The sequence below is a fragment of the Actinomadura sp. HBU206391 genome, assembly GCF_014323665.1.
Taxonomy (GTDB): domain Bacteria; phylum Actinomycetota; class Actinomycetes; order Streptosporangiales; family Streptosporangiaceae; genus Actinomadura_C.
In genome coordinates this window covers 1-18,046 of the sequence record NZ_JABVEB010000119.1, presented here as the reverse complement: position 1 = coordinate 18,046, position 18,046 = coordinate 1, and the positions used below count along the sequence as shown (strand labels likewise).

The 18,046-nt window shown below is 69.6% G+C and carries 17 protein-coding genes; 14 read left to right on the top strand and 3 right to left on the bottom strand.

Annotated elements, in window-relative coordinates; all coding sequences use genetic code 11:
• On the bottom strand, nt 1-550 hold a 550-nt coding region (locus HKK72_RS25925), incomplete at its 3' end, for a GntR family transcriptional regulator (RefSeq protein ID WP_187237039.1).
• An 81-nt stretch (nt 551-631) separates the two neighbouring features.
• Here HKK72_RS25925 and HKK72_RS25920 point away from each other — a divergent pair.
• From HKK72_RS25920 to HKK72_RS25910, 3 genes are all read left to right on the top strand, one after another.
• On the top strand, nt 632-1,213 hold the full coding sequence (locus tag HKK72_RS25920) for a TIGR03086 family metal-binding protein (RefSeq protein WP_187237038.1): 582 nt from the start codon (nt 632-634) through the stop codon (nt 1,211-1,213).
• An 81-nt stretch (nt 1,214-1,294) separates the two neighbouring features.
• Nucleotides 1,295-2,902, top strand: a complete 1,608-nt coding sequence (locus tag HKK72_RS25915; protein WP_261987198.1) for a flavin monoamine oxidase family protein — start codon at nt 1,295-1,297, stop codon at nt 2,900-2,902.
• 228 nt (nt 2,903-3,130) lie between these two features.
• Nucleotides 3,131-4,678 (top strand): M20/M25/M40 family metallo-hydrolase, encoded by a 1,548-nt coding sequence (locus tag HKK72_RS25910; RefSeq protein WP_187237037.1) that lies wholly within the window; start codon nt 3,131-3,133, stop codon nt 4,676-4,678.
• A 178-nt stretch (nt 4,679-4,856) separates the two neighbouring features.
• Here HKK72_RS25910 and HKK72_RS41365 read toward each other — a convergent pair whose 3' ends face one another.
• Entirely contained in the window at nt 4,857-5,033 is a 177-nt protein-coding gene (locus HKK72_RS41365) for a putative glycolipid-binding domain-containing protein (protein ID WP_261987197.1), read from the bottom strand.
• A 233-nt stretch (nt 5,034-5,266) separates the two neighbouring features.
• On the opposite strand from HKK72_RS41365, the gene dnaG reads away from it, so the two are divergent.
• The 5 genes from dnaG to efeB all read left to right on the top strand — a co-directional run bounded on the left by dnaG (nt 5,267) and on the right by efeB (nt 11,469).
• Nucleotides 5,267-7,180 carry a DNA primase gene (gene dnaG, locus HKK72_RS25900; protein WP_187237036.1) on the top strand — a complete coding sequence of 638 codons (1,914 nt, stop codon included), beginning with the start codon at nt 5,267-5,269 and terminating at the stop codon, nt 7,178-7,180.
• 69 nt (nt 7,181-7,249) lie between these two features.
• The gene (gene rpoD, locus HKK72_RS25895; RefSeq protein WP_315987452.1) at nt 7,250-8,395 is read left to right on the top strand and encodes an RNA polymerase sigma factor RpoD; all 1,146 of its coding nucleotides are present in this window, start codon (nt 7,250-7,252) and stop codon (nt 8,393-8,395) included.
• 131 nt (nt 8,396-8,526) lie between these two features.
• On the top strand, nt 8,527-8,985 hold the full coding sequence (locus HKK72_RS25890; RefSeq protein ID WP_187237034.1) for a YbjQ family protein: 459 nt from the start codon (nt 8,527-8,529) through the stop codon (nt 8,983-8,985).
• An 88-nt stretch (nt 8,986-9,073) separates the two neighbouring features.
• Entirely contained in the window at nt 9,074-10,228 is a 1,155-nt protein-coding gene (gene efeO, locus HKK72_RS25885) for an iron uptake system protein EfeO (protein WP_187237033.1), read from the top strand.
• Nucleotides 10,225-11,469: an iron uptake transporter deferrochelatase/peroxidase subunit gene (efeB, locus tag HKK72_RS25880; RefSeq protein WP_187237032.1), complete on the top strand. Its 1,245-nt coding sequence runs from the start codon at nt 10,225-10,227 to the stop codon at nt 11,467-11,469. The genes efeO and efeB overlap by 4 nt, the downstream gene beginning before the upstream one ends.
• A gap of 56 nt (nt 11,470-11,525) precedes the next feature.
• Here efeB and HKK72_RS25875 read toward each other — a convergent pair whose 3' ends face one another.
• Nucleotides 11,526-12,791, bottom strand: coding sequence for a molecular chaperone DnaJ (locus tag HKK72_RS25875; protein WP_261987196.1), 1,266 nt, complete (start codon nt 12,789-12,791; stop codon nt 11,526-11,528).
• Nucleotides 12,792-12,946: 155 nt separating this feature from the next.
• On the opposite strand from HKK72_RS25875, the gene HKK72_RS25870 reads away from it, so the two are divergent.
• The 6 genes from HKK72_RS25870 to HKK72_RS25845 all read left to right on the top strand — a co-directional run.
• Nucleotides 12,947-13,522, top strand: coding sequence for a TerD family protein (locus HKK72_RS25870; protein WP_187237030.1), 576 nt, complete (start codon nt 12,947-12,949; stop codon nt 13,520-13,522).
• Nucleotides 13,523-13,562: 40 nt separating this feature from the next.
• Nucleotides 13,563-14,141, top strand: a complete 579-nt coding sequence (locus HKK72_RS25865; RefSeq protein ID WP_187237029.1) for a TerD family protein — start codon at nt 13,563-13,565, stop codon at nt 14,139-14,141.
• A gap of 45 nt (nt 14,142-14,186) precedes the next feature.
• The gene (locus HKK72_RS25860) at nt 14,187-15,302 is read left to right on the top strand and encodes a DUF475 domain-containing protein (RefSeq protein WP_187237028.1); all 1,116 of its coding nucleotides are present in this window, start codon (nt 14,187-14,189) and stop codon (nt 15,300-15,302) included.
• Between the two features lie 43 nt (nt 15,303-15,345).
• Nucleotides 15,346-15,924 (top strand): TerD family protein, encoded by a 579-nt coding sequence (locus HKK72_RS25855; protein ID WP_187237027.1) that lies wholly within the window; start codon nt 15,346-15,348, stop codon nt 15,922-15,924.
• A gap of 56 nt (nt 15,925-15,980) precedes the next feature.
• Nucleotides 15,981-17,141, top strand: a complete 1,161-nt coding sequence (locus HKK72_RS25850; protein WP_187237026.1) for an HpcH/HpaI aldolase/citrate lyase family protein — start codon at nt 15,981-15,983, stop codon at nt 17,139-17,141.
• Nucleotides 17,142-17,148: 7 nt separating this feature from the next.
• A partial coding sequence (locus tag HKK72_RS25845) for a phosphoribosyltransferase domain-containing protein (protein ID WP_315987451.1) occupies nt 17,149-18,046 on the top strand: 898 nt, incomplete at its 3' end.

The following is an 18,046-nucleotide window of genomic DNA, read 5'->3' as shown; positions in this document are numbered from 1 at the left end:
ACACATCGTCGGCGCGGGCCCGTACGGCTCGGGAAAGGCCGATGTGCCTGGCGATCGCGGCGCGCAGCCCGGCGTGCCCGGCCGGGTCACCGTGCATGCCCGTGCCCATCGCCGCCCTCCGCAGCTCGCGACCGGTCAGCCGCCGCCACGCCTCGTACGGGAATAGCCGCAGGTCAGGGATCCCGGCCCGCAGGTCGAACTCAGGGGCGTCGTCGAGGAAACGGGTGGTCGGCACCGTCAGCCCGGCCCAGAGCGCCCTCGGCCGTACCGGTCTGGCCGGGGGCGCGTCGCGCTCACCGGCGCGGGCCGGCTCACCCCGTCGTGCGAAGGTGCCGGCGCCGATCCGGCTCTCGGCGAACCCCTCGGCCACCAGCCGGTCGTACGCCCCGGTCACGGTGTTGCGGGAGACCTCGAGACGGCGGGCCAGTTCCCTGGACGGCGGCAGCGCCTGGCCCGGCCGCAGCCGCCCGTCCAGCACGGCCGCTCTGAGCCGGCGATAGATCTGCCCGCCCAGGTCGCCCCGGCCGCTGAGCGTCACGTGGAAGTCCACGCCCCGACCCTAGATCGGACCAGTGTGATTCGCCGATTTCGGCTCTTCTCCTGCGCCTCTGCCCCTCCTAGCGTCGAGCACGTGGACATCAGAGAACTCGACCACCGAGCAGCCGACACGCTGGGCACGGTCAATGCCCAGGTGGACGGCGATCGGCTCCACCTGCCGACCCCGTGCGCGGACTGGACGCTGTACGGGCTGATCCGCCACCAGGTGAGCGACAACCTCGGCTTCGCGGCCGCGGCGTCCGGGGCGAGCGGCGACCTGGGCTCATGGAACCGGGGAGAGCTCGGGGACGACCCGTACGCCGCGTACGTGGATTCGGTGGGCCGATTCGCCAAGGCCTTCGCCGACGACGCCGTGCTCGACCGCGAGCTGGAGATCAGGGAGTTCGGGCGTTTCTCCGGCAAGGTCGCGCTCGGCATGCACATGCTGGACTGCGTCGTGCACGGCTGGGACGTCGCGCAGTCGATCGGCGTCTCCTACCGTCCCGACGCGGACCTCGTCGAGCACGCGCTGGCGGTGGCCGCCTTCATCCCGGACGGGCTCGACTCCGACCGGCCGAGGCCGGCGTTCGCCCCGGCGATCGGGGTCCCCGAAGGTGCGCCGCCGCTCGACCGCCTGCTCGCGCTGGTCGGCCGTCGTGCCTCAATTGTCCGGTGAATGAAACAAAAACTGCACATAACCCGAACTAGCCGGAAATGAGGTGATCGAAGACTCTGCACAAGATCTTGGAGGTGTGCCTTGCCGAGACCGGCGGAGTCCGAGGCGTACAGCAGGCGCGGTTTCCTGACGATGATCGGCGCTACGGGCGGCGCCGGGGCGATGTTCGCCACGATGGGAGCGCTCGGGCTCGCGCCCGGCGCCGAGGCGGCGACGCGCGTGCCGTTCCAGCCTCTGTGCCCGGCCGATTTCCATCTGACGGGGCGCGCCGCCGCGAGCGTCGTCATCCTCGGGGCGGGCGTGGCGGGGCTGACGGCGGCCTACGAGCTGGGCAAGGCCGGATACGCCTGCACCGTGCTCGAGGCACAGGACCGGGTGGGCGGCCGGAACCGGACGCTGCGCGGCGGCGACCGGCTGGAGGAGATGGGCGGAGCCGCCCAGCCGGTGCGCTTCGGCAAGGACGTGTACTTCAACGCCGGGCCGGCGCGCATCGCCCAGTGGATGACCACCATGGACTACTGCCGTGAGCTGGGCGTCCCCCTGGAGGTCTTCACCAACTCCAACGCCGAGGCCTACATTTACAACGAGTCGGCGGGCATGACGGCACCGGTCCGCTGGCGCACGGCGAAGGCGGACGTGTACGGGTACGTCTCCGAGTTGCTCGCCAAGGCGACCGACGCCGGGGCACTCGATCAGCGGCTCACCACGACGGACAAGGAACGGCTGCTGTCCTTCCTGTCTGACTTCGGCGCGATCGGCGGCAGGACCGACGGGTTCGCCTACAAGGGGACGGGCCGGCGCGGCTACACCGTCGATCCCGGCGCCGGCGATGTCGAGGGGGTTCCGCTGGGGCCGGTGCCGTCCCTGTCGCAGGTTTTCGCGAGCGGCGTCGGCCGGAGCCTGTCCTTCGAGTTCGGCTACAGCCAGGCGATGCTGATGTTCCAGCCGGTCGGCGGCATGGACGCGATCCCGCGCGCGCTGGCGAAGGCCGTGGGCCACGGTGTCATCCGTACCGGAGCGGAGGTCACGCGGATCACGAACCTGCAGGACGGCGTGGAGATCCGGTACACGCGCGACGGCCGGGCCAAGGTGATCGAGGCCGACTACTGCGTCGCCTCGCTCCCGCCGCACGTCCTCGCCAGGATTCCGCACAACCTCGGAGCCGACGTGCAGGCGGCGCTCGGCACGCCCGTGCCCGCGTCGTCGGGCAAGCTCGGCCTGGAGTACGGCAACCGGTGGTGGGAGAACGACGAGGGCATCTACGGAGGCATCACCAACACCGACCTGGACCTGTCGACGATCTGGTACCCGTCGCACGGCTACCACGGCAGGCGCGGGCTGGTCGTCGGCTACTACAACTTCGGCGCGAACGCCGACGCCTACGCCGCGCTCACACACGCCGAACGGCTGAAGCGTGCTCTCGACCAGGGAGCCGAGATCCATGGTCCGCGATACCGCGCGGATGTCGTCGCGTCCGCCTCGATCGCGTGGAGGCGCCAGCGGCACATCGAGGGCGCCTGGATCGGCTGGCCGTCCCGAGGCGCCGCCTACGCGCTGCTCAACCGGCCGCAGGGCAGGGTTCATTTCAGCGGCGACTGGCTCAGCCACGAGATCGCCTGGCAGCACGGCGCGTTCGAATCGGCCCGCAAGGTGGTCACCGACCTGCACCGGCGGGTCCTGACGGCATGACCGGCAGGTAGTCCCGCCGGCGCGCCCGCCTTCGGCATGGTGCGCGGCATGGTGCGCGGCGGGGTTCCCGGCGTACGATCACCGTGGCTCAAACGATCAACGTCCTCGGGGAGATCGCGGGGTGGTCGCCTGGCTTGACCGAGAACGCCGACCCCCCGCCGACAGGCGCCCCGGCCGAACCGTGAGAGCGCCGTTCGCGGGTCTCCGCTTCCCCTCAGGAGGAGATCTATGTCCGAGCACACCCAGGGCACCGGAAACATCGATCGCAGAGCCTTCCTCGGCCGCGCCGGAGCGGGCGCGGCGCTGATCGCCGGCGGGCTGTTCGCCGGCGACGCGCTCGCCGGCGGCACGACCACCGCCCGCGCGATGCCCGTCCGGGCGCCGAGCCCCGCCGACCTCGACCCGTTGGCCCTGCTCCAGAAGATGCTCGCCTTCGACACCCAGAACCACGGAGAGGGCGGTGTGACCCGACCGCACGCCCAGATGCTCAAGACGATGTGGGAGTCGGCGGGCGTACCGGCTGAGATCATCCCCACCCCCAAGGCCGACAACGTCCATCTCGTCGCACGGATCCGCGGCACCACGAGCGCGGCGCCGCTGCTGCTCCTCGGCCACTCCGACGTCGTCCCGGTGGAACGCGCCAAATGGTCGGTCGACCCGTTCGCGGGGGTGGTGAAGGACGGGCAGATCTGGGGTCGCGGAGCCCTCGACATGAAGGGCGCCAACGCCGCGTTCATCGCGGCGCTCCTGCGGCACATCAGCGAGGGCGGCAGATTCGACCGCGACGTCATCGTGCTGACCGACTGCGACGAGGAGGCCGGGTCGTACGGCTCGCGGTGGCTCGCCGAGAACCACTGGGACAAGATCAACGCCGGGATGGTGCTCACCGAGGGCGGGTGGTTCCTCGCCCAACGGGACCGTAAGACGCCGATGCTCATCACGGTCACCCGCCAGGACAAGGTCTATTTCAACCTCGACCTCGTGGCCGACGGCACGGCGACCCACTCGTCCAAGCCCAACCCCGACTCGGCGATCGTGACGCTGTCGCGGGCCGTCGACCGGCTCGGCGACTGGCTCGCCCCGGTGACGCTGACGCCGGTCACCCGCGAGTACTTCGGCTCGCTGGCCAAGGCGACCGACGACCGGGCGTTCAGGCGCGCCATCGAACTGCTGCTCTCGGCGAAGTCGCAACACGCCCGCGACCGGGCGGCGGCCGTGGTGGTCGCCCGCAGTTCCTACCCCTGGCTGCACCGGGCGCTCCTTCGCACCACGCACGCGTTCGTGATCGAGGACGCGGGATACAAGGAGAACGTGATCCCGTCGACGGCGACGGTCAGGGTGAACTGCCGGGGCGTCCCGGGCGGCCAGCGGCCCCGCGACTTCCTCGCCCAGGTGCGGGGCAGGCTCGCCGGGCGCGGTGTCACCGTCAAGCTCGTCGGCAATCCCGGCGAGAGCGAGGAGGACGCCCTGAAGCGGCTGGACCAGACCTTCGCCGGAGCCCCGTCGAGCATCGACTCGCCGTTGTACGCCGCGATCAGGGACGCGGCGCGCGTCACCTATCCGGGAGCGGTGTTCAGCCCGGCGCTGTTCGAGGCCGGCACCAGCCTCTACCCGTGGACCTCGCGCGGCGTGCCGGGATACGGCGTCTACCCGTACGTTCTCGACAACGACCAACTCGTCCGCATGCACGGCAACGACGAGCGCATCGGGGTCGAGGCGCTGCGCACCGGCACCGAGTTCATGTACCGGCTGTTCGACCGATTCCGTACCCGCTGATCACTCGCCTTCCCCGAGGGCCGGGCGTGGACGAATGCGTGATCACGACAGGGAGGTCCGCCGGCGCGGCCGCCTCCGCCGTGACCATGCGGTCGTCCGCGGCCCTGGCCCTCAGCGGTCCGGCCGTTGGCGTACAGAGGCTCCACGGTGTTCCAGGGTGTTCCAGGGCGCCTGGGTGTCAGGCGCGGCGGCCGATCTCGGGGTAGTCGAGCACGAGCCCGTCGCGGTCGAAGACGATGTCGGCGGTGAAATCGTCCTCGGAGAAGTTGACGACCGGCTGCGGGACGCGGCGGACGTACCGGTAGGTCTGCCGTGACAGGGTCACGCCGAGATCGGGCACCGAGACCCACGCCATCTCGAAACAGTTCGTACTCCAGCCGGTAGGGGAGCGGGTCGCTCCCGATCGCCGTCCCCGTGGCCGTCAGCGCGCTGCCCGACAGCTCGACCTCGGCGAACTCCGCGCCCTGTGGCTTCAACCACACCAGTGAAGTCTCCATGGTGGTTACGGTAGTCCGCGGCACCGACAGCCCTCCGGGCTCGTACGGGTTCCGCCCGGGATGTGACCGGGCACTACTAGACTCGGTCGACATGGCAGGCCGGATCCGCGATGAGGACATCGCACTTGTACGGGAGCGGTCGCCGATCGACGCTGTCGTGGGGGAGTACCTCCAGCTTCGCAACGCCGGCGGCGGCAATCTCAAGGGCCTGTGTCCTTTCCACGACGAGAAATCGCCGTCCTTCAACGTCACCCCTTCGAAGAACCTCTACTACTGCTTCGGCTGCGGAGAGGGCGGCGACGCCGTCTCCTTCCTGCAGAAGATGGAGCACCTCTCGTTCGCCGAGGCGATCGAGCGGCTGGCCGCCAAGGCGGGAGTGCAGCTCCAGTACGAGGAGGGCGGCTACACCCCGCGCAAGGAGCAGGGCCAGCGGGCCCGGCTGGTCGAGGCGCACAAGGTGGCGGCGGAGTTCTACACCGATCAGTTGAACGGCCAGGACGGGTCGATCGGCCGCAGATTCCTCAACGAGCGAGGATTCGAGCGGGCCGACGCCGAGCGCTTCGGCGTGGGCTACGCGCCCAAGGAGTGGGAGGCGCTCGTCCGTCACCTGCGCGGCCGTGGGTTCTCCGACCGGGAGATGATCGCGGGTGGGCTCGCCAAAGAGGGCCGCAGGGGGCCGATGGACCGCTTCCGCGGGCGGCTGACCTGGCCGATCCGTGACCTGAGCGGCGACGTGATCGGGTTCGGCGCGCGCAAGCTGCACGAAGACGACGACGGGCCGAAGTACCTCAACACCCCCGAGTCGCCGATCTACCACAAGGGCTCGGTGCTGTACGGCGTCGACCTCGCCAAGAAGGAGATCGCGCGCAGCGGCCAGGCCGTGGTGGTCGAGGGCTATACCGACGTGATGGCCTGCCACCTCGCCGGGGTCGGCACCGCGATCGCCACGTGCGGCACGGCCTTCGGCGACGATCACATCAAGATCCTCCGGCGGCTGCTGATGGACCGGGACACCTTCGAAGGCGGAGTGATCTTCACTTTCGATGGCGACTCGGCCGGTCAGAAGGCCGCGCTACGGGCCTTCGAGAACGACCAGAAGTTCGCCACCCGCACGTTCGTCGCGGTGCAGCCGGATGGGCTCGACCCCTGTGATCTGCGGGTCAAGCACGGTGACGCGGCGGTCCGCGATCTCATCGCGTCCTGCACGCCGCTGTACGAGTTCTTCGTCCGCACCGAGATCGGACGGCACAACGTCGAGACCGCCGAGGGGCGCCTGGCCGCGCTCGACGCGGCGGCGCCCGTCGTCGCGGGCATCAAGGACCGCGCGCTGCGGCAGATGTACGCGGTCAATCTCGACCGCTGGCTGGGCATCATGGACGAGGAGTTCGTGCTCGGCCGCGTGCGCGAGCTCGCCGCCCGCCACGCCGGCGCTCCACGCAACGGCGGCCGGGCCGGGGGCCGGGGCGGCGGGGTTCCCGGCCGGCAGGACGCGCCCGAGCCCGCGGCGCCGCAGCGACCGACCTACGACCCGCGCGACCCCGACGTCCAGCGCGAGCGCGAGACGCTCAAGCTCGCGGTGCAGCGGCCGGCCATGCTGGGCCCGGCCTTCGACGCGCTCTCGGCCGACGCCTTCATGGCTGCGCCGCACGCAGCCGTACGCGACGTCATCGCGGCAGCCGGGGGCGTCGGGGCGGCGGCCGGCGGCGCCGAATGGGTCGCCCGGTTGCGGGAGGCCGCACCCGATGACGAGGTCAAGGGGCTGATCACCCAGCTCGCCGTGGAGCAGTCGCGCTCCTCCGCTGATTCAGATGACCGATATGCAGCTGAATTGTTGGCCCGAATTCAGGAGCGGCAGCTCAGCAGGGAAATCGGCCGGCTGAAGTCTAAACTCGGACGGCTGAATCCGGTCGAGAACCAAGAAGACTACAACCGTCTCTTTGGTGATCTTGTTGCACTTGAGCAGCAGAGACGTGGGCTGGGCGAGCGCGCGATCGGGTCGCTCTAGGCGAAACGGCGAAATTGGGGACTGTGATCCAGGCCCACCTTGACGCACACTGTCACTGTGGGCCCTACGGTGCTGCCCAGCGAGGCGCCATCGGTTGAGCAGGTGGCAGATCTCGTCGCACGCGGCAGAGAACGTGGCGGTGTGACCGTCGATGACGTTGCTGCTGCTATTGATCGCTCGGACTTGCCGGCTGACGCGCTGGAGCGCGTCGTCCGGATGCTCGCAGAGCAGGGGGTAGAGGTCCTCGAATCTCAACAGGAGACCGAGGAACTCACGCGAGTTGACGAGGGAGACCTCGGCAGGCGGGCATCGACAAGCGACTTGGTCCGTATCTACCTGCGAGAGATCGGTCGCGTGCCGCTACTCACGGCAGAAGACGAAGTCGAACTCGCGAAATCGATTGAGGCGGGACTGTTCGCCGAGGAGAAGATGGCCAGGTCGGCCATCCTGTCCCGGATCGAACGGCTCGACCTCGAACTGCTCGCCCGCGACGGTGTCCGGGCGAAGCAACGCCTGATCGAGGCCAACCTGCGTCTGGTGGTGTCCATCGCCAAACGCTATGTGGGCCGCGGAATGCTGTTCCTCGACCTGATCCAGGAGGGCAATCTCGGACTCATTCGCGCCGTCGAGAAATTCGATTACACCAAGGGGTACAAATTCTCGACCTATGCCACCTGGTGGATCCGTCAGGCCATCACGCGAGCCATCGCCGACCAGGCCAGGACCATCCGGATCCCGGTCCACATGGTGGAGACGATCAACAAGCTCGTGCGGGTTCAGCGTCAGTTGCACCAGGACCTCGGCCGGGAGCCCATCCCGGAGGAGATCGGGCTGGAGATGGGCCTGTCGTCCGAGCGGGTGGTCGAGATCCAGCGGATAGCCCAGGAGCCGGTGTCCCTGCAGTCGCCCATCGGCGAGGAGGACTCCGACCTGGGCGACTTCATCGAGGACGCCGACGCGGTCGTCCCGATGGAGGCGGCGGCGTTCATCCTGCTGCAGGATCAGCTCGAGGACATCCTGTGCACGCTGTCGGACCGGGAACAGCGCATCATCCAGCTGCGCTTCGGACTGACGGACGGCCATCCGCGAACCCTCGAGGAGGTCGGCCGGGAGTTCGGCGTCACGCGTGAGCGCATCCGCCAGATCGAGTCCAAGACCCTGGCGAAACTGCGGCACCCGTCGCGCGCCCAGATGTTGCGGGAGTACCTCGAGTAGACGCGGTGCGGGCGGCGGCCGCGGTCCGGCGGCCGCCCCGGCCGCCCTCGCCGCCCTCGCCGCCCTCGCGTCCTGTTCCGAGTCTCCCTATATCGACCGGTTCGCGCCGTGCGTCGTCTACGGTGGAGGACATGCTGATCGTGACGACTGACGGCGTGCCCGGTTGTGAGATCAGGGCGGTCTTCGGCGAGGTGTTCGGGGTATCGGTCCAGGCTGACCAGAGCCGTTCCTCGGGGCAGAGCAGCGGCACGTTCCGGATGACCGGCGACCAGCCCATCGGGCTGGCCAAGACGCGCCGTGAGGCGATGGACCGGCTGGCCGAGGAGGCGCGGCGCCGCGGCGCCAACGCGGTCGTCGGCATGCGGTTCGACAACACCCCCCTCGGCGCCGGTGGCCACGAGGTGTGCGCCTACGGCACCGCCGTCGTGGCCGAGGCCGTCACGGACGCCGCCCGGCGGCAGCACGAGACGCCGCAGCATCAGGCCCCGCAGCCCGGGTATCCGGGCGAGGCGCCGGCAGGCAGGCCGCCCATGGTGGCCCGGAACCTGACGATCGGGCTGCACGACGAACGTGGCGACCGTCACAGATAGGAAATCGAGCGGCTCGTCGGCTTGACGGGTTTAGGTTAGCTTTGGCTAAGTTAGGCTGGCCTTACCGGAATTCAGCCTTGGAGTCCACATGCGTGCTGCCCCCATCCTCGCCCTCGTGGGCGCCGCCGCGGTATCGATGTCGCTGCTCACCGCCTGCGGCGGTGACGACGCGAGCGATGGCGGCACGGGGGGCAAGGGCTCCGCCGAGGCCATCACGGTCGACGCCACCGACACGGTCTGCGACGTGGCCAAGAAGGAACTGGCGGCCGGCACCACGACCTTCAAGGTGACCAACAGGGGCAGCAAGGTCACCGAGGTCTACATCTACGCACCCGGCGACAAGATCGTCACCGAGCGGGAGAACATCGGCCCGGGCACGAGCGTCGAGCTCACCACGCAGCTCAACGCGGGCAAGTACCAGCTCGCGTGCAAGCCGGGAATGGTCGGCGACGGCATCCGGCAGGACCTCACGGTCACCGGCCAGGCCGACCACGCCACCGACCCGCGCCTCACCTCGGCGCTCGCCGCCTACAAGGTCTATGTCAACGGGCAGGTCGACGACACCATCGCCAAGACGGACAAGTTCGTCGCGGCAGTGAAGAAGGGCGACATCGCCGAGGCCAAGAGGCTCTACGCCCCGTCGCGGGTCGGCTGGGAGTCGATCGAGCCGGTCGCCGAGTCGTTCGGCGACCTCGACCCGCGGGTCGACCTCCGCGAGGCCGACCTCGAGAAGGGCCAGAAGTGGACCGGCTGGCACCGGCTCGAGAAGGCCCTCTGGAAGACCAAGTCGGTCAAGGGCGAGGGGCAGTACGCCGACCAGCTCGTCAAGGACCTCGCCGAGCTCAAGGCCAAGGTGAGCGCCGAGACCCTCGACCCGCCGATCACCCCGGCCTCCATGGCCAACGGCGCCAAGGAGCTCCTTGACGAGGTGGCCACGGGGAAGATCACCGGTGAGGAGGAGATCTTCAGCCACACCGACCTGGTCGACTTCGCCGCCAACCTCGACGGTGCCCGCAAGGTCCACGAGCTGCTCCTGCCGGTGGTGCGGGAGAAGGACGCCGCCCTGGCCACCACGCTCGACCAGGAGTTCCAGAACGTCACGGACCTGCTCGCCAAGTACAAGGAGGGCGACGGGTACGTCTCGTACGACACCGTGGACAAGGCCGAGCGCAAGAAGCTCTCCACCGCGGTGGACGCGCTCGCCGAGCCGCTGTCCAAGCTCGCCGGAGTTGTGAGCAAATGACCGAGGACCGGCCCGCCGACGCCCGCGTCAGCCGGCGCAGGCTGCTCGGCGTCTCCGGGGTGGGCGTGCTGGCGGGCGCCGCTGCCGGCGCCGGTCTCGTCAGCGCCACCCGCGCCGACGACGAGAAATCGCCCGGCGCCGGCGGCGCCGTCTCCTTCTACGGCGCCCATCAGGCCGGCATCGCCACGCCCGTGCAGGACCGGCTGCACTTCGCGGCCTTCGACGTGGTCACCGACGACCGCGCGAAGCTCGTCAAGCTGCTGAAGGACTGGACCGCCGCCGCAGCGGCGATGGCCGCCGGCCGCCCGCACGGCGCCGGCGCCGTCGGAGGGATTCCGGAGGCCCCGCCCGACGACACCGGGGAGGCGCTCGGGCTCCCCGCCTCGCGGCTGACCCTGACCATCGGCTTCGGGCCCGGCCTGTTCGAGAGCGGCGGCAAGGACCGGTTCGGCCTGAAGGCGCGCCGCCCGGCGGCCCTCGTCGACCTGCCGCACTTCTCCGGCGACAAGCTCGACCCTGAGCGCAGCGGCGGGGACCTCGCCGTCCAGGCCTGCGCCGACGACCCTCAGGTCGCCGTGCACGCGATCCGCAACCTGGCCCGCATCGGCTTCGGCGTGGTGTCGGTGCGCTGGTCTCAGCTCGGGTTCGGCAAGACGTCCTCGACGACGCCCGAGGAGCACACGCCGCGCAACATGATGGGCTTCAAGGACGGCACCAACAACATCGCCGGCACCGACACCAGACTGCTCGACCAGCACGTCTGGGCGGCCCCGGGAGACGGCTCGGACTGGATGGCGGGCGGCTCCTATCTCGTGGCCCGCCGCATCCGCATGCACATCGAGACCTGGGATCGCACCTCGCTCAAGGAGCAGGAGGACCTGATCGGGCGGGACAAGGCCGAAGGTGCCGCCTACGGCCGGACGAAGGAACGCGAGCCGGTCATCCTCGACAGGATGGACCCGAACGCGCACGTGCGCCTGGTGCACCCGGGCAGCAACGGCGGGATCCGGATCCTGCGGCGCGGCTACTCGTTCACCGACGGCTCGGACGGTCTCGGCCGGCTCGACGCGGGCCTGTTCTTCATCGCCTACCAGCGGGACCCGCGCAAGGGATTCATCCCGCTTCAGCGCAGGCTGGCCACCGACGGGCTCAACGAGTACCTCCAACACGTCGGCTCCGGCATCTGGGCCTGCCCGCCCGGCGTGCGCGAGGGCGGCTTCTGGGGCTCGGAACTGTTCTGAATCGCTCTCGGCGCGGAGGACCCGACCTCATGGGCCCTCGGGTTCGTCAGGGGCGGTCAGTGGCCGTGGGCTCGGGCGTTGCGGATCTGGGTGATGACGTCCTGGGCGGCGGTCTTGATGGCGTCCAGCTCGCGGAGGTACGCCCAGTAGTCCGGGTGCGGCCCCGTCAGCCTGGCGGGGCCGGCCTCCAGCCGGGCGACGAGGGCGTCGAGCGTGCGGACATGCTCCGGTGCCGGGCCACCGGGACTGGTGACGGCCATCTTCTGGGCGTCCCGCACCGCGAACCGCGCCTGCTGTGCGACCTTGGCCGGGTCGGCCGCGGCCGCATCGAGTTCGGACAGCCGCCCGGTGACCGCACCCGCCCTGCGGTCGGCGGAGGTCAGCTCGGTACGGGCCGCCGTGACGGCCTGCCGGGCGGCCTTCCACTCCTGCCGCGCGGCGAGCTCGTCCGCCTCCGCGATCCGCTCGCGGGCTCGCTCCACGGCGCCCTCGATGACCGAGGACGCCCCCTTCAGGTCCTCCCAGCATTCACGGGAGTAGCGGCGTACGAGCTGGCTCATGGCTACCGTCACCGGGTCGACGCGGCCCGCGACGACCTGCACCCGGGTGCGAACGGCGACCAGGGACTTGCGGACCTCCTCGGCCGTACGAGGCAGCGCCAGGGCGCCTTCCCTGGCCTTCTCGGCGAGCCGGCGCACCTCGTCGGCCTGGGCGAGCGCACCCGCCAGGCCGAGCCCGCCGAGGCCGCGGGAGCTGAGGACCTCGAGGGCGGATCGGGCGGCGGCCACGTCGGTCATGGCGTCGGCCGGCCGCATGCCCCTGGCGTCGGCGTCCGCTATCGCGCGGTCGGCCTCGGCGATGAGGTCCCGCGCGGCCATGAGCTTGGCGGGCAGCTCGTCCAGCGCCGCCTCGAGCGAGGCGAGCTGCGGCGACAGCCGCCCGGCGAAGGCGTTGAGATCCGCGGTGAGGGCCGTCAGCCGCTCGGTCACGGCGATGAACGCCCGCCGCGCGGCGTCGTACTCGGCGGCCGACCGATCAGGCTCATCGAGGTCGTGCGCGTCCACGATGCCGATATAGGCGGCGGCGGCCGCGTCGGCGGACTCCGTGAGCGTGGCGAACTCCGCCTTGGGCCGCGCCGCCGCTCGGGCGTCGAGATCGGCGAAAACGATCAACCGCCCGTTCACATAGCGCTGTGCCTGGTCCATCTCGTAGAAGGCGGTCGCAGCGGCATCTTTCGCCGCGACGGCACTCGCGGCGGCCTCCGCCCCCCGGCCACGTCTGCGCTGATCGCCTGGTCTCTGCACGGCACCCCTCTCCGTCACTACGGTAGTTTCGCGCAGAACGCGCCCGAGCTCATCCTCCTATCCCGTTCGTCTTCGTAATACCGAAGGGTGTGAATGGAACCGATAGCATCGCTTGCGACATCTCAGTCGGGGGCGTGGACCCAACTCATAGCGGATCAGCACCTGGAGGCACAGTGAGCGTCAGTCTCACTAAGGGCGGCAACGTCTCACTCACCAAGCAGGCCCCAGGGCTCACAGCCGTAACGGTCGGACTGGGCTGGGACGTGCGCGTCACGACCGGCGTCGACTTCGATCTCGACTCTGCCGCAGTGGTCCTCGACGAATCCGGTAAGGCGCTCTCTGATCGCCACTTTGTGTTCTTCAACAACCTCCGTACGCCGGACGGCTCGGTCGAGCATTCCGGCGACAATCTGACGGGCGTGGGCGAAGGCGACGACGAGCAGATCAAGATCGACTTTGCCGGAGTGCCGCTCGAGGCGCATCGCATCGCGTTCGCGGTGTCGATCTATGAGGGCGACGCCCGCCGCCAGAACTTCGGCCAGGTCCGCAACGCCTTCATCCGGGTGTGGAACCAGGCCGACAACTCCGAGCTCGCCCGCTACGACCTCACCGAGGACGCCGCAACGGAAACTGCGATGGTCTTCGGAGAGTTGTACAGGCATCAGACCGAATGGAAGTTCCGCGCCGTCGGCCAGGGCTACGCGTCCGGGCTGGCGGGCATCGCGCTGGACTTCGGCGTGAACATCTGACATCTGACACACGGCACACAAGGAAAGAGGGAAGTAGACCATGGGTGTTTCGCTCGGCAAGGGCGGCAACGTTTCACTGACCAAGCAGGCGCCGAACCTCACGGCCGTTCTCGTCGGGCTGGGCTGGGACGCCCGGGCCACGACCGGAGCGGATTTCGACCTCGACGCCTCCGCTCTGCTGCTGGGTGCCAGCGGCAAGGTCATGTCCGACCAGCATTTCGTGTTCTTCAACAACCTGAAGAGCCCGGACGGGTCAGTGGAGCACACCGGCGACAACCTGACCGGTGAGGGTGAGGGCGACGACGAGTCCATCAAGGTCAGCCTGGCCTCGGTCCCGGCGGAGTGCGACCGTGTCGTCTTCCCGGTGTCGATCTACGACGCGGACACCCGCGGCCAGAGCTTCGGCCAGGTGCGCAATGCCTATATCCGCATCGTGAACCAGGCCGACAACTCCGAACTGGCACGCTACGACCTGACCGAGGACGCCTCGACCGAGACGGCCATGGTGTTCGGCGAGCTCTACCGGCACGGCGGCGAGTGGAAGTTCCGTGCCGTCGGCCAGGGTTACGCCTCGGGCCTCGCGGGCATCGCGATGGACTTCGGCGTCAATGTCGGGTGACGGAAGCGCAGTGCACATCTCTGAAGAAAAACGGACCCTGATCGCATGATTCTCCGTACTTTCGGCTGGTCGTTCGCGATCACTGCCCTCGGGCTGTTCGTGGCCCTGCTCTACGACGGACCGTCCGGGCTGGCGCTGGTCGCCATTCTGGCCGTTCTGGAGATCTCACTGTCGTTCGACAACGCCGTGGTGAACGCCAAGGTGCTCGACCGGATGAGCCCCTTCTGGCAGAAGATCTTCCTCACCATCGGCATCGCGGTCGCCGTCTTCGGCATGCGCCTGGTCTTCCCGCTGCTCATCGTGGGAATCACCGCCAAGCTGGGCCCGATCGAGGCGATCGACCTGGCGCTCAACGACGGCGCCACTTACGCGGACAAGCTGCACGAGGCTTATCCGATGATCGCGGCATTCGGGGCGATGTTCCTCCTGATGCTGTTCCTGGACTTCGTGTTCGAGTCCCGCTCGGAGAAGTGGCTCCCCTGGCTCGAGGGCCCGCTCGCCCGGATCGGCAAGCTCGACCAGCTGTCGGTCGTGGTGGCCGCCGTCTCGCTCACCGTGGTGGCGGGCTACTTCGCCGACGACCCGAGCCAGGTCATGATCGCCGGCGTTCTCGGCATGATCACGTACATCCTGGTCAACGGCCTCGGTGAGCTGTTCGCCGAGGCGGGTCTCGACGATGACGACGACGAGGACGGCGACGAGGACGAGAAGCCACAGGTCGAGCGAAGCGGAACGAACGGGCTGGTCCTGGCCACCGGCAAGGCCGCGTTCTTCCTCTTCCTCTATCTGGAGGTGCTCGACGCGTCGTTCTCCTTCGACGGGGTCATCGGGGCGTTCGCGGTCAGCCAGGACCCGATCGTCATCGCCCTCGGCCTCGGCATCGGCGCGATGTACATCCGGTCGCTGACGGTGTACCTGGTGCGCAAGGGCACTCTGCACGAGTACGTCTACCTGGAGCACGGTGCGCACTGGGCGATCGGTGCGCTGGCCGTCTGCATGCTGGTCAGCATCGGGACGCACGTCTCCGAGCTGATCACCGGCGGTCTCGGCGCGGGCCTCATCATCGCCGCGTTCGCCAGTTCCGTCATCCGCAACCGCCGCGTCGACGCCGGCGCGGAGACACCGGGCGAGGACAAGGAGCTGCAGTCCAGCAGCGTGTGATGCCGCACGTGTGATGTCAATGGCGACAGAAGGGAACACGGCGATGTCCGTATCACTGCAGAAGGGCCAGAAGGTCTCGCTGACCAAGCCCGGTGGCGGAACGCTCACCCGGGTGAAGATGGGCCTGGGCTGGGACGCCGCGGAGAAGAAGGGCCGGTTCGGCAAGGCGAAGGCGCAGACGATCGACCTCGACGCGTCGTGCCTGCTCTTCGACGGCGGCGGCAACCTGGTCGACGCGGTGTGGTTCCGTCAGCTGCGCAGCAAGGACGGCGCGGTCCTGCACACCGGGGACAACCTCACGGGTGCGGGCGAGGGCGACGACGAGTCGATCAACGTCGACCTGCCGGCCGTGCCGGGTAACATCACCCAGCTCGTGTTCACGGTCAACTCCTTCACGGGGCAGGACTTCTCGCAGATCGAGAACGCCTTCTGCCGACTGGTGGACGAGACCACGGGCCAGGAACTGGCGCGCTACGAGCTGACCGGTGGCGGCAGCCACACGGCACAGATCATGGCGAAGGTGGCACGGGACGGTCAGGGCTGGTCGATGACCGCGATCGGCGTCCCGGCCACCGGCCGTACGTTCCAGCAGCTTCTGCCCGCAGTCGCTGCTCACCTGTAGCGGTTCACAGATTGGGAATACGCGGATTGGGGGATTCCGGGAAGGACCCCGCGTGGATGCGGCATTTCGATCACATCCCGACTGAACGTCGGACTCAGCTGTTCCACCGGGGTCCGCGGTCCTTCAACCGAGCCGATGACCCGGCGACCCTTGCCGTCGCGCTCGGCGCCACGCTGTACAGCCCCGCGACGCGTCCGACTCTCGCGGCCGATGTCCGCAAGTGCGCGGCGCGGGGCGTCACCAGCATGGTCGCGTGTCTCGAGGACTCGATCCCGGATGAGGACGTGGCGGCGGCCGAGGAGAATCTGGTCGCCCAGCTGGGCAAGGCCCACGAGGCCGGCACCCAGGGGCCGTTGCTCTTCATCCGGGTCCGGGTGCCCGAGCAGATCCCCGATCTCACCCGGCGCCTGGGCGACGCGGCCGAACTGGTCTCGGGCTTCGTCCTGCCGAAGTTCACCGCCATGTCGGGGAGCGCCTTCCTCGACGCGCTGAGCGACACCGCCACGACGACCGGCCGGCGGCTGCTCGCCATGCCGGTGATCGAGAGCCGCGAGGCGATCTACAAGGAGACGCGTGCGGAGACGCTGCGCGACGTCGCTGCGCTGCTTGCCAAGCACCGCGACCGCATACTGGCCGTACGGCTGGGAGCGACGGACCTGAGCTCGGCCTTCGGGCTCAGGCGGCCTCCCGACCTGACCATCTACGACATCCATCCGGTCGCCAGCGTGATCGCCGATGTGGTGAACGTGCTAGGCCGGGCCGACGGGACCGGTTTCGTCGTCACCGGGCCGGTGTGGGAGTACTTCTCCGCCGGCGACCGAATCTTCAAGCCGCAACTGCGGCAGTCGCCTTTCGAGCGACGGTCCGCGGCCATGCTGCGGAAGAAGCTGATCACGACGGATCTCGACGGGCTGATCCGTGAGGTGCACCTCGACAAGGCCAACGGGCTCACCGGCAAGACCGTGATCCATCCCAGCCATGCCGCGGCCGTGCACGCCATGTCGGTGGTGACCCACGAGGAGTTCTGCGATGCCAGCGACATCGCCGGCGAGGCCGGCGCCGGGGGCGCGATGGCCAGCAGTTACGCGAACAAGATGAACGAGGCCAAGCCCCATCGCGCATGGGCGGAGCGGCTGCTACTGCGGGCCAAGGTCTTCGGCGTCGCCGCCGAGGACGTCACCTTCGCCGAACTGCTCGACGCCGCGGTGGCGGCGTGATCCGGCAGTGAGCGTGGACGACGCCCGGAGCGGCGGCCCGCCCCCGGTTTCCGCGCCTCAGCACGCGGAGGACGCGGAGCACATGCGGAACGGCGGAGCATGGACGGGAAGGTGGGTCGCGCGGCGGCTCGACGTCGCTCTCCGCGATCTGCACCGGCCCGTGGGTGCCGGGCTCGCCGATCTTCTCGGACTGGCGGTGCGGCGCAATCCGCGCCGCGCCCACCTGCTGGTCTCGGCGGTGCTCGGCAAGCACGTGCCGACCGATCCGCGGCTGGTGCGCGGCGCCGGGCTGCTGCTCGGCGAGCTCGTGCGGTCGGCGCTGTCGCGTACGTCCGCAGAGCCCGCGAACGGGAGTCCCGGCCATGTCGGGCTCTTCGCTGAGCCGCTCATCGAGGCGCTGAAGGGCCGCCCGGACGCCGCGGCCGGGCTTCGCGACCGGCTGGAGACGACCGGTCCCGCGCTTGCCGCCGTCGTCGTCGGATACGCCGAGACCGCGACCGCGCTGGGGCACTGCGTCGCTGATGCCCTCGGAGGGGCCTACTACGTGCACTCCACCCGCCGGGCGGTGCCCGGCGTGCCCGCCTACGGCGGGTTCGAGGAGGAGCACAGCCACGCGACCAGCCATCTGCTGCTGCCGGCGGACCTCGACCGGATGGACGCCGCCCTGCCGGTGGTGCTCGTCGACGACGAGGTCTCCACCGGCACCACCGCGCTCAACACCATCCGCGCGCTGCACGCCGTCCGGCCGCGTCGGCACTACGTGGTGGCGTCGCTGGTGGACGTACGCCGCCCGGCCGACCGGGCCGCAACCGACGCCCTCGCCGCCGCCCTCGGCACCCGGATCGAGACGGTCGCGCTCGCGGCCGGAGAGGTCCTGCTGCCCGAGGACGTCCTCGGCGCGGCCG

What these genes read in the sequence shown, in the direction of transcription:
- HKK72_RS25910 (WP_187237037.1), top strand. Translation starts at nt 3,131, where the DNA reads ATGTCCGAGCACACCCAGGGCACCGGAAACATCGATCGCAGAGCCTTC.
- HKK72_RS41365 (WP_261987197.1), bottom strand. Translation starts at nt 5,033, where the DNA reads ATGGCGTGGGTCTCGGTGCCCGATCTCGGCGTGACCCTGTCACGGCAG.
- dnaG (WP_187237036.1), top strand. Translation starts at nt 5,267, where the DNA reads ATGGCAGGCCGGATCCGCGATGAGGACATCGCACTTGTACGGGAGCGG.
- HKK72_RS25890 (WP_187237034.1), top strand. Translation starts at nt 8,527, where the DNA reads ATGCTGATCGTGACGACTGACGGCGTGCCCGGTTGTGAGATCAGGGCG.
- efeO (WP_187237033.1), top strand. Translation starts at nt 9,074, where the DNA reads ATGCGTGCTGCCCCCATCCTCGCCCTCGTGGGCGCCGCCGCGGTATCG.
- efeB (WP_187237032.1), top strand. Translation starts at nt 10,225, where the DNA reads ATGACCGAGGACCGGCCCGCCGACGCCCGCGTCAGCCGGCGCAGGCTG.
- HKK72_RS25865 (WP_187237029.1), top strand. Translation starts at nt 13,563, where the DNA reads ATGGGTGTTTCGCTCGGCAAGGGCGGCAACGTTTCACTGACCAAGCAG.
- HKK72_RS25860 (WP_187237028.1), top strand. Translation starts at nt 14,187, where the DNA reads ATGATTCTCCGTACTTTCGGCTGGTCGTTCGCGATCACTGCCCTCGGG.
- HKK72_RS25855 (WP_187237027.1), top strand. Translation starts at nt 15,346, where the DNA reads ATGTCCGTATCACTGCAGAAGGGCCAGAAGGTCTCGCTGACCAAGCCC.
- HKK72_RS25850 (WP_187237026.1), top strand. Translation starts at nt 15,981, where the DNA reads ATGCGGCATTTCGATCACATCCCGACTGAACGTCGGACTCAGCTGTTC.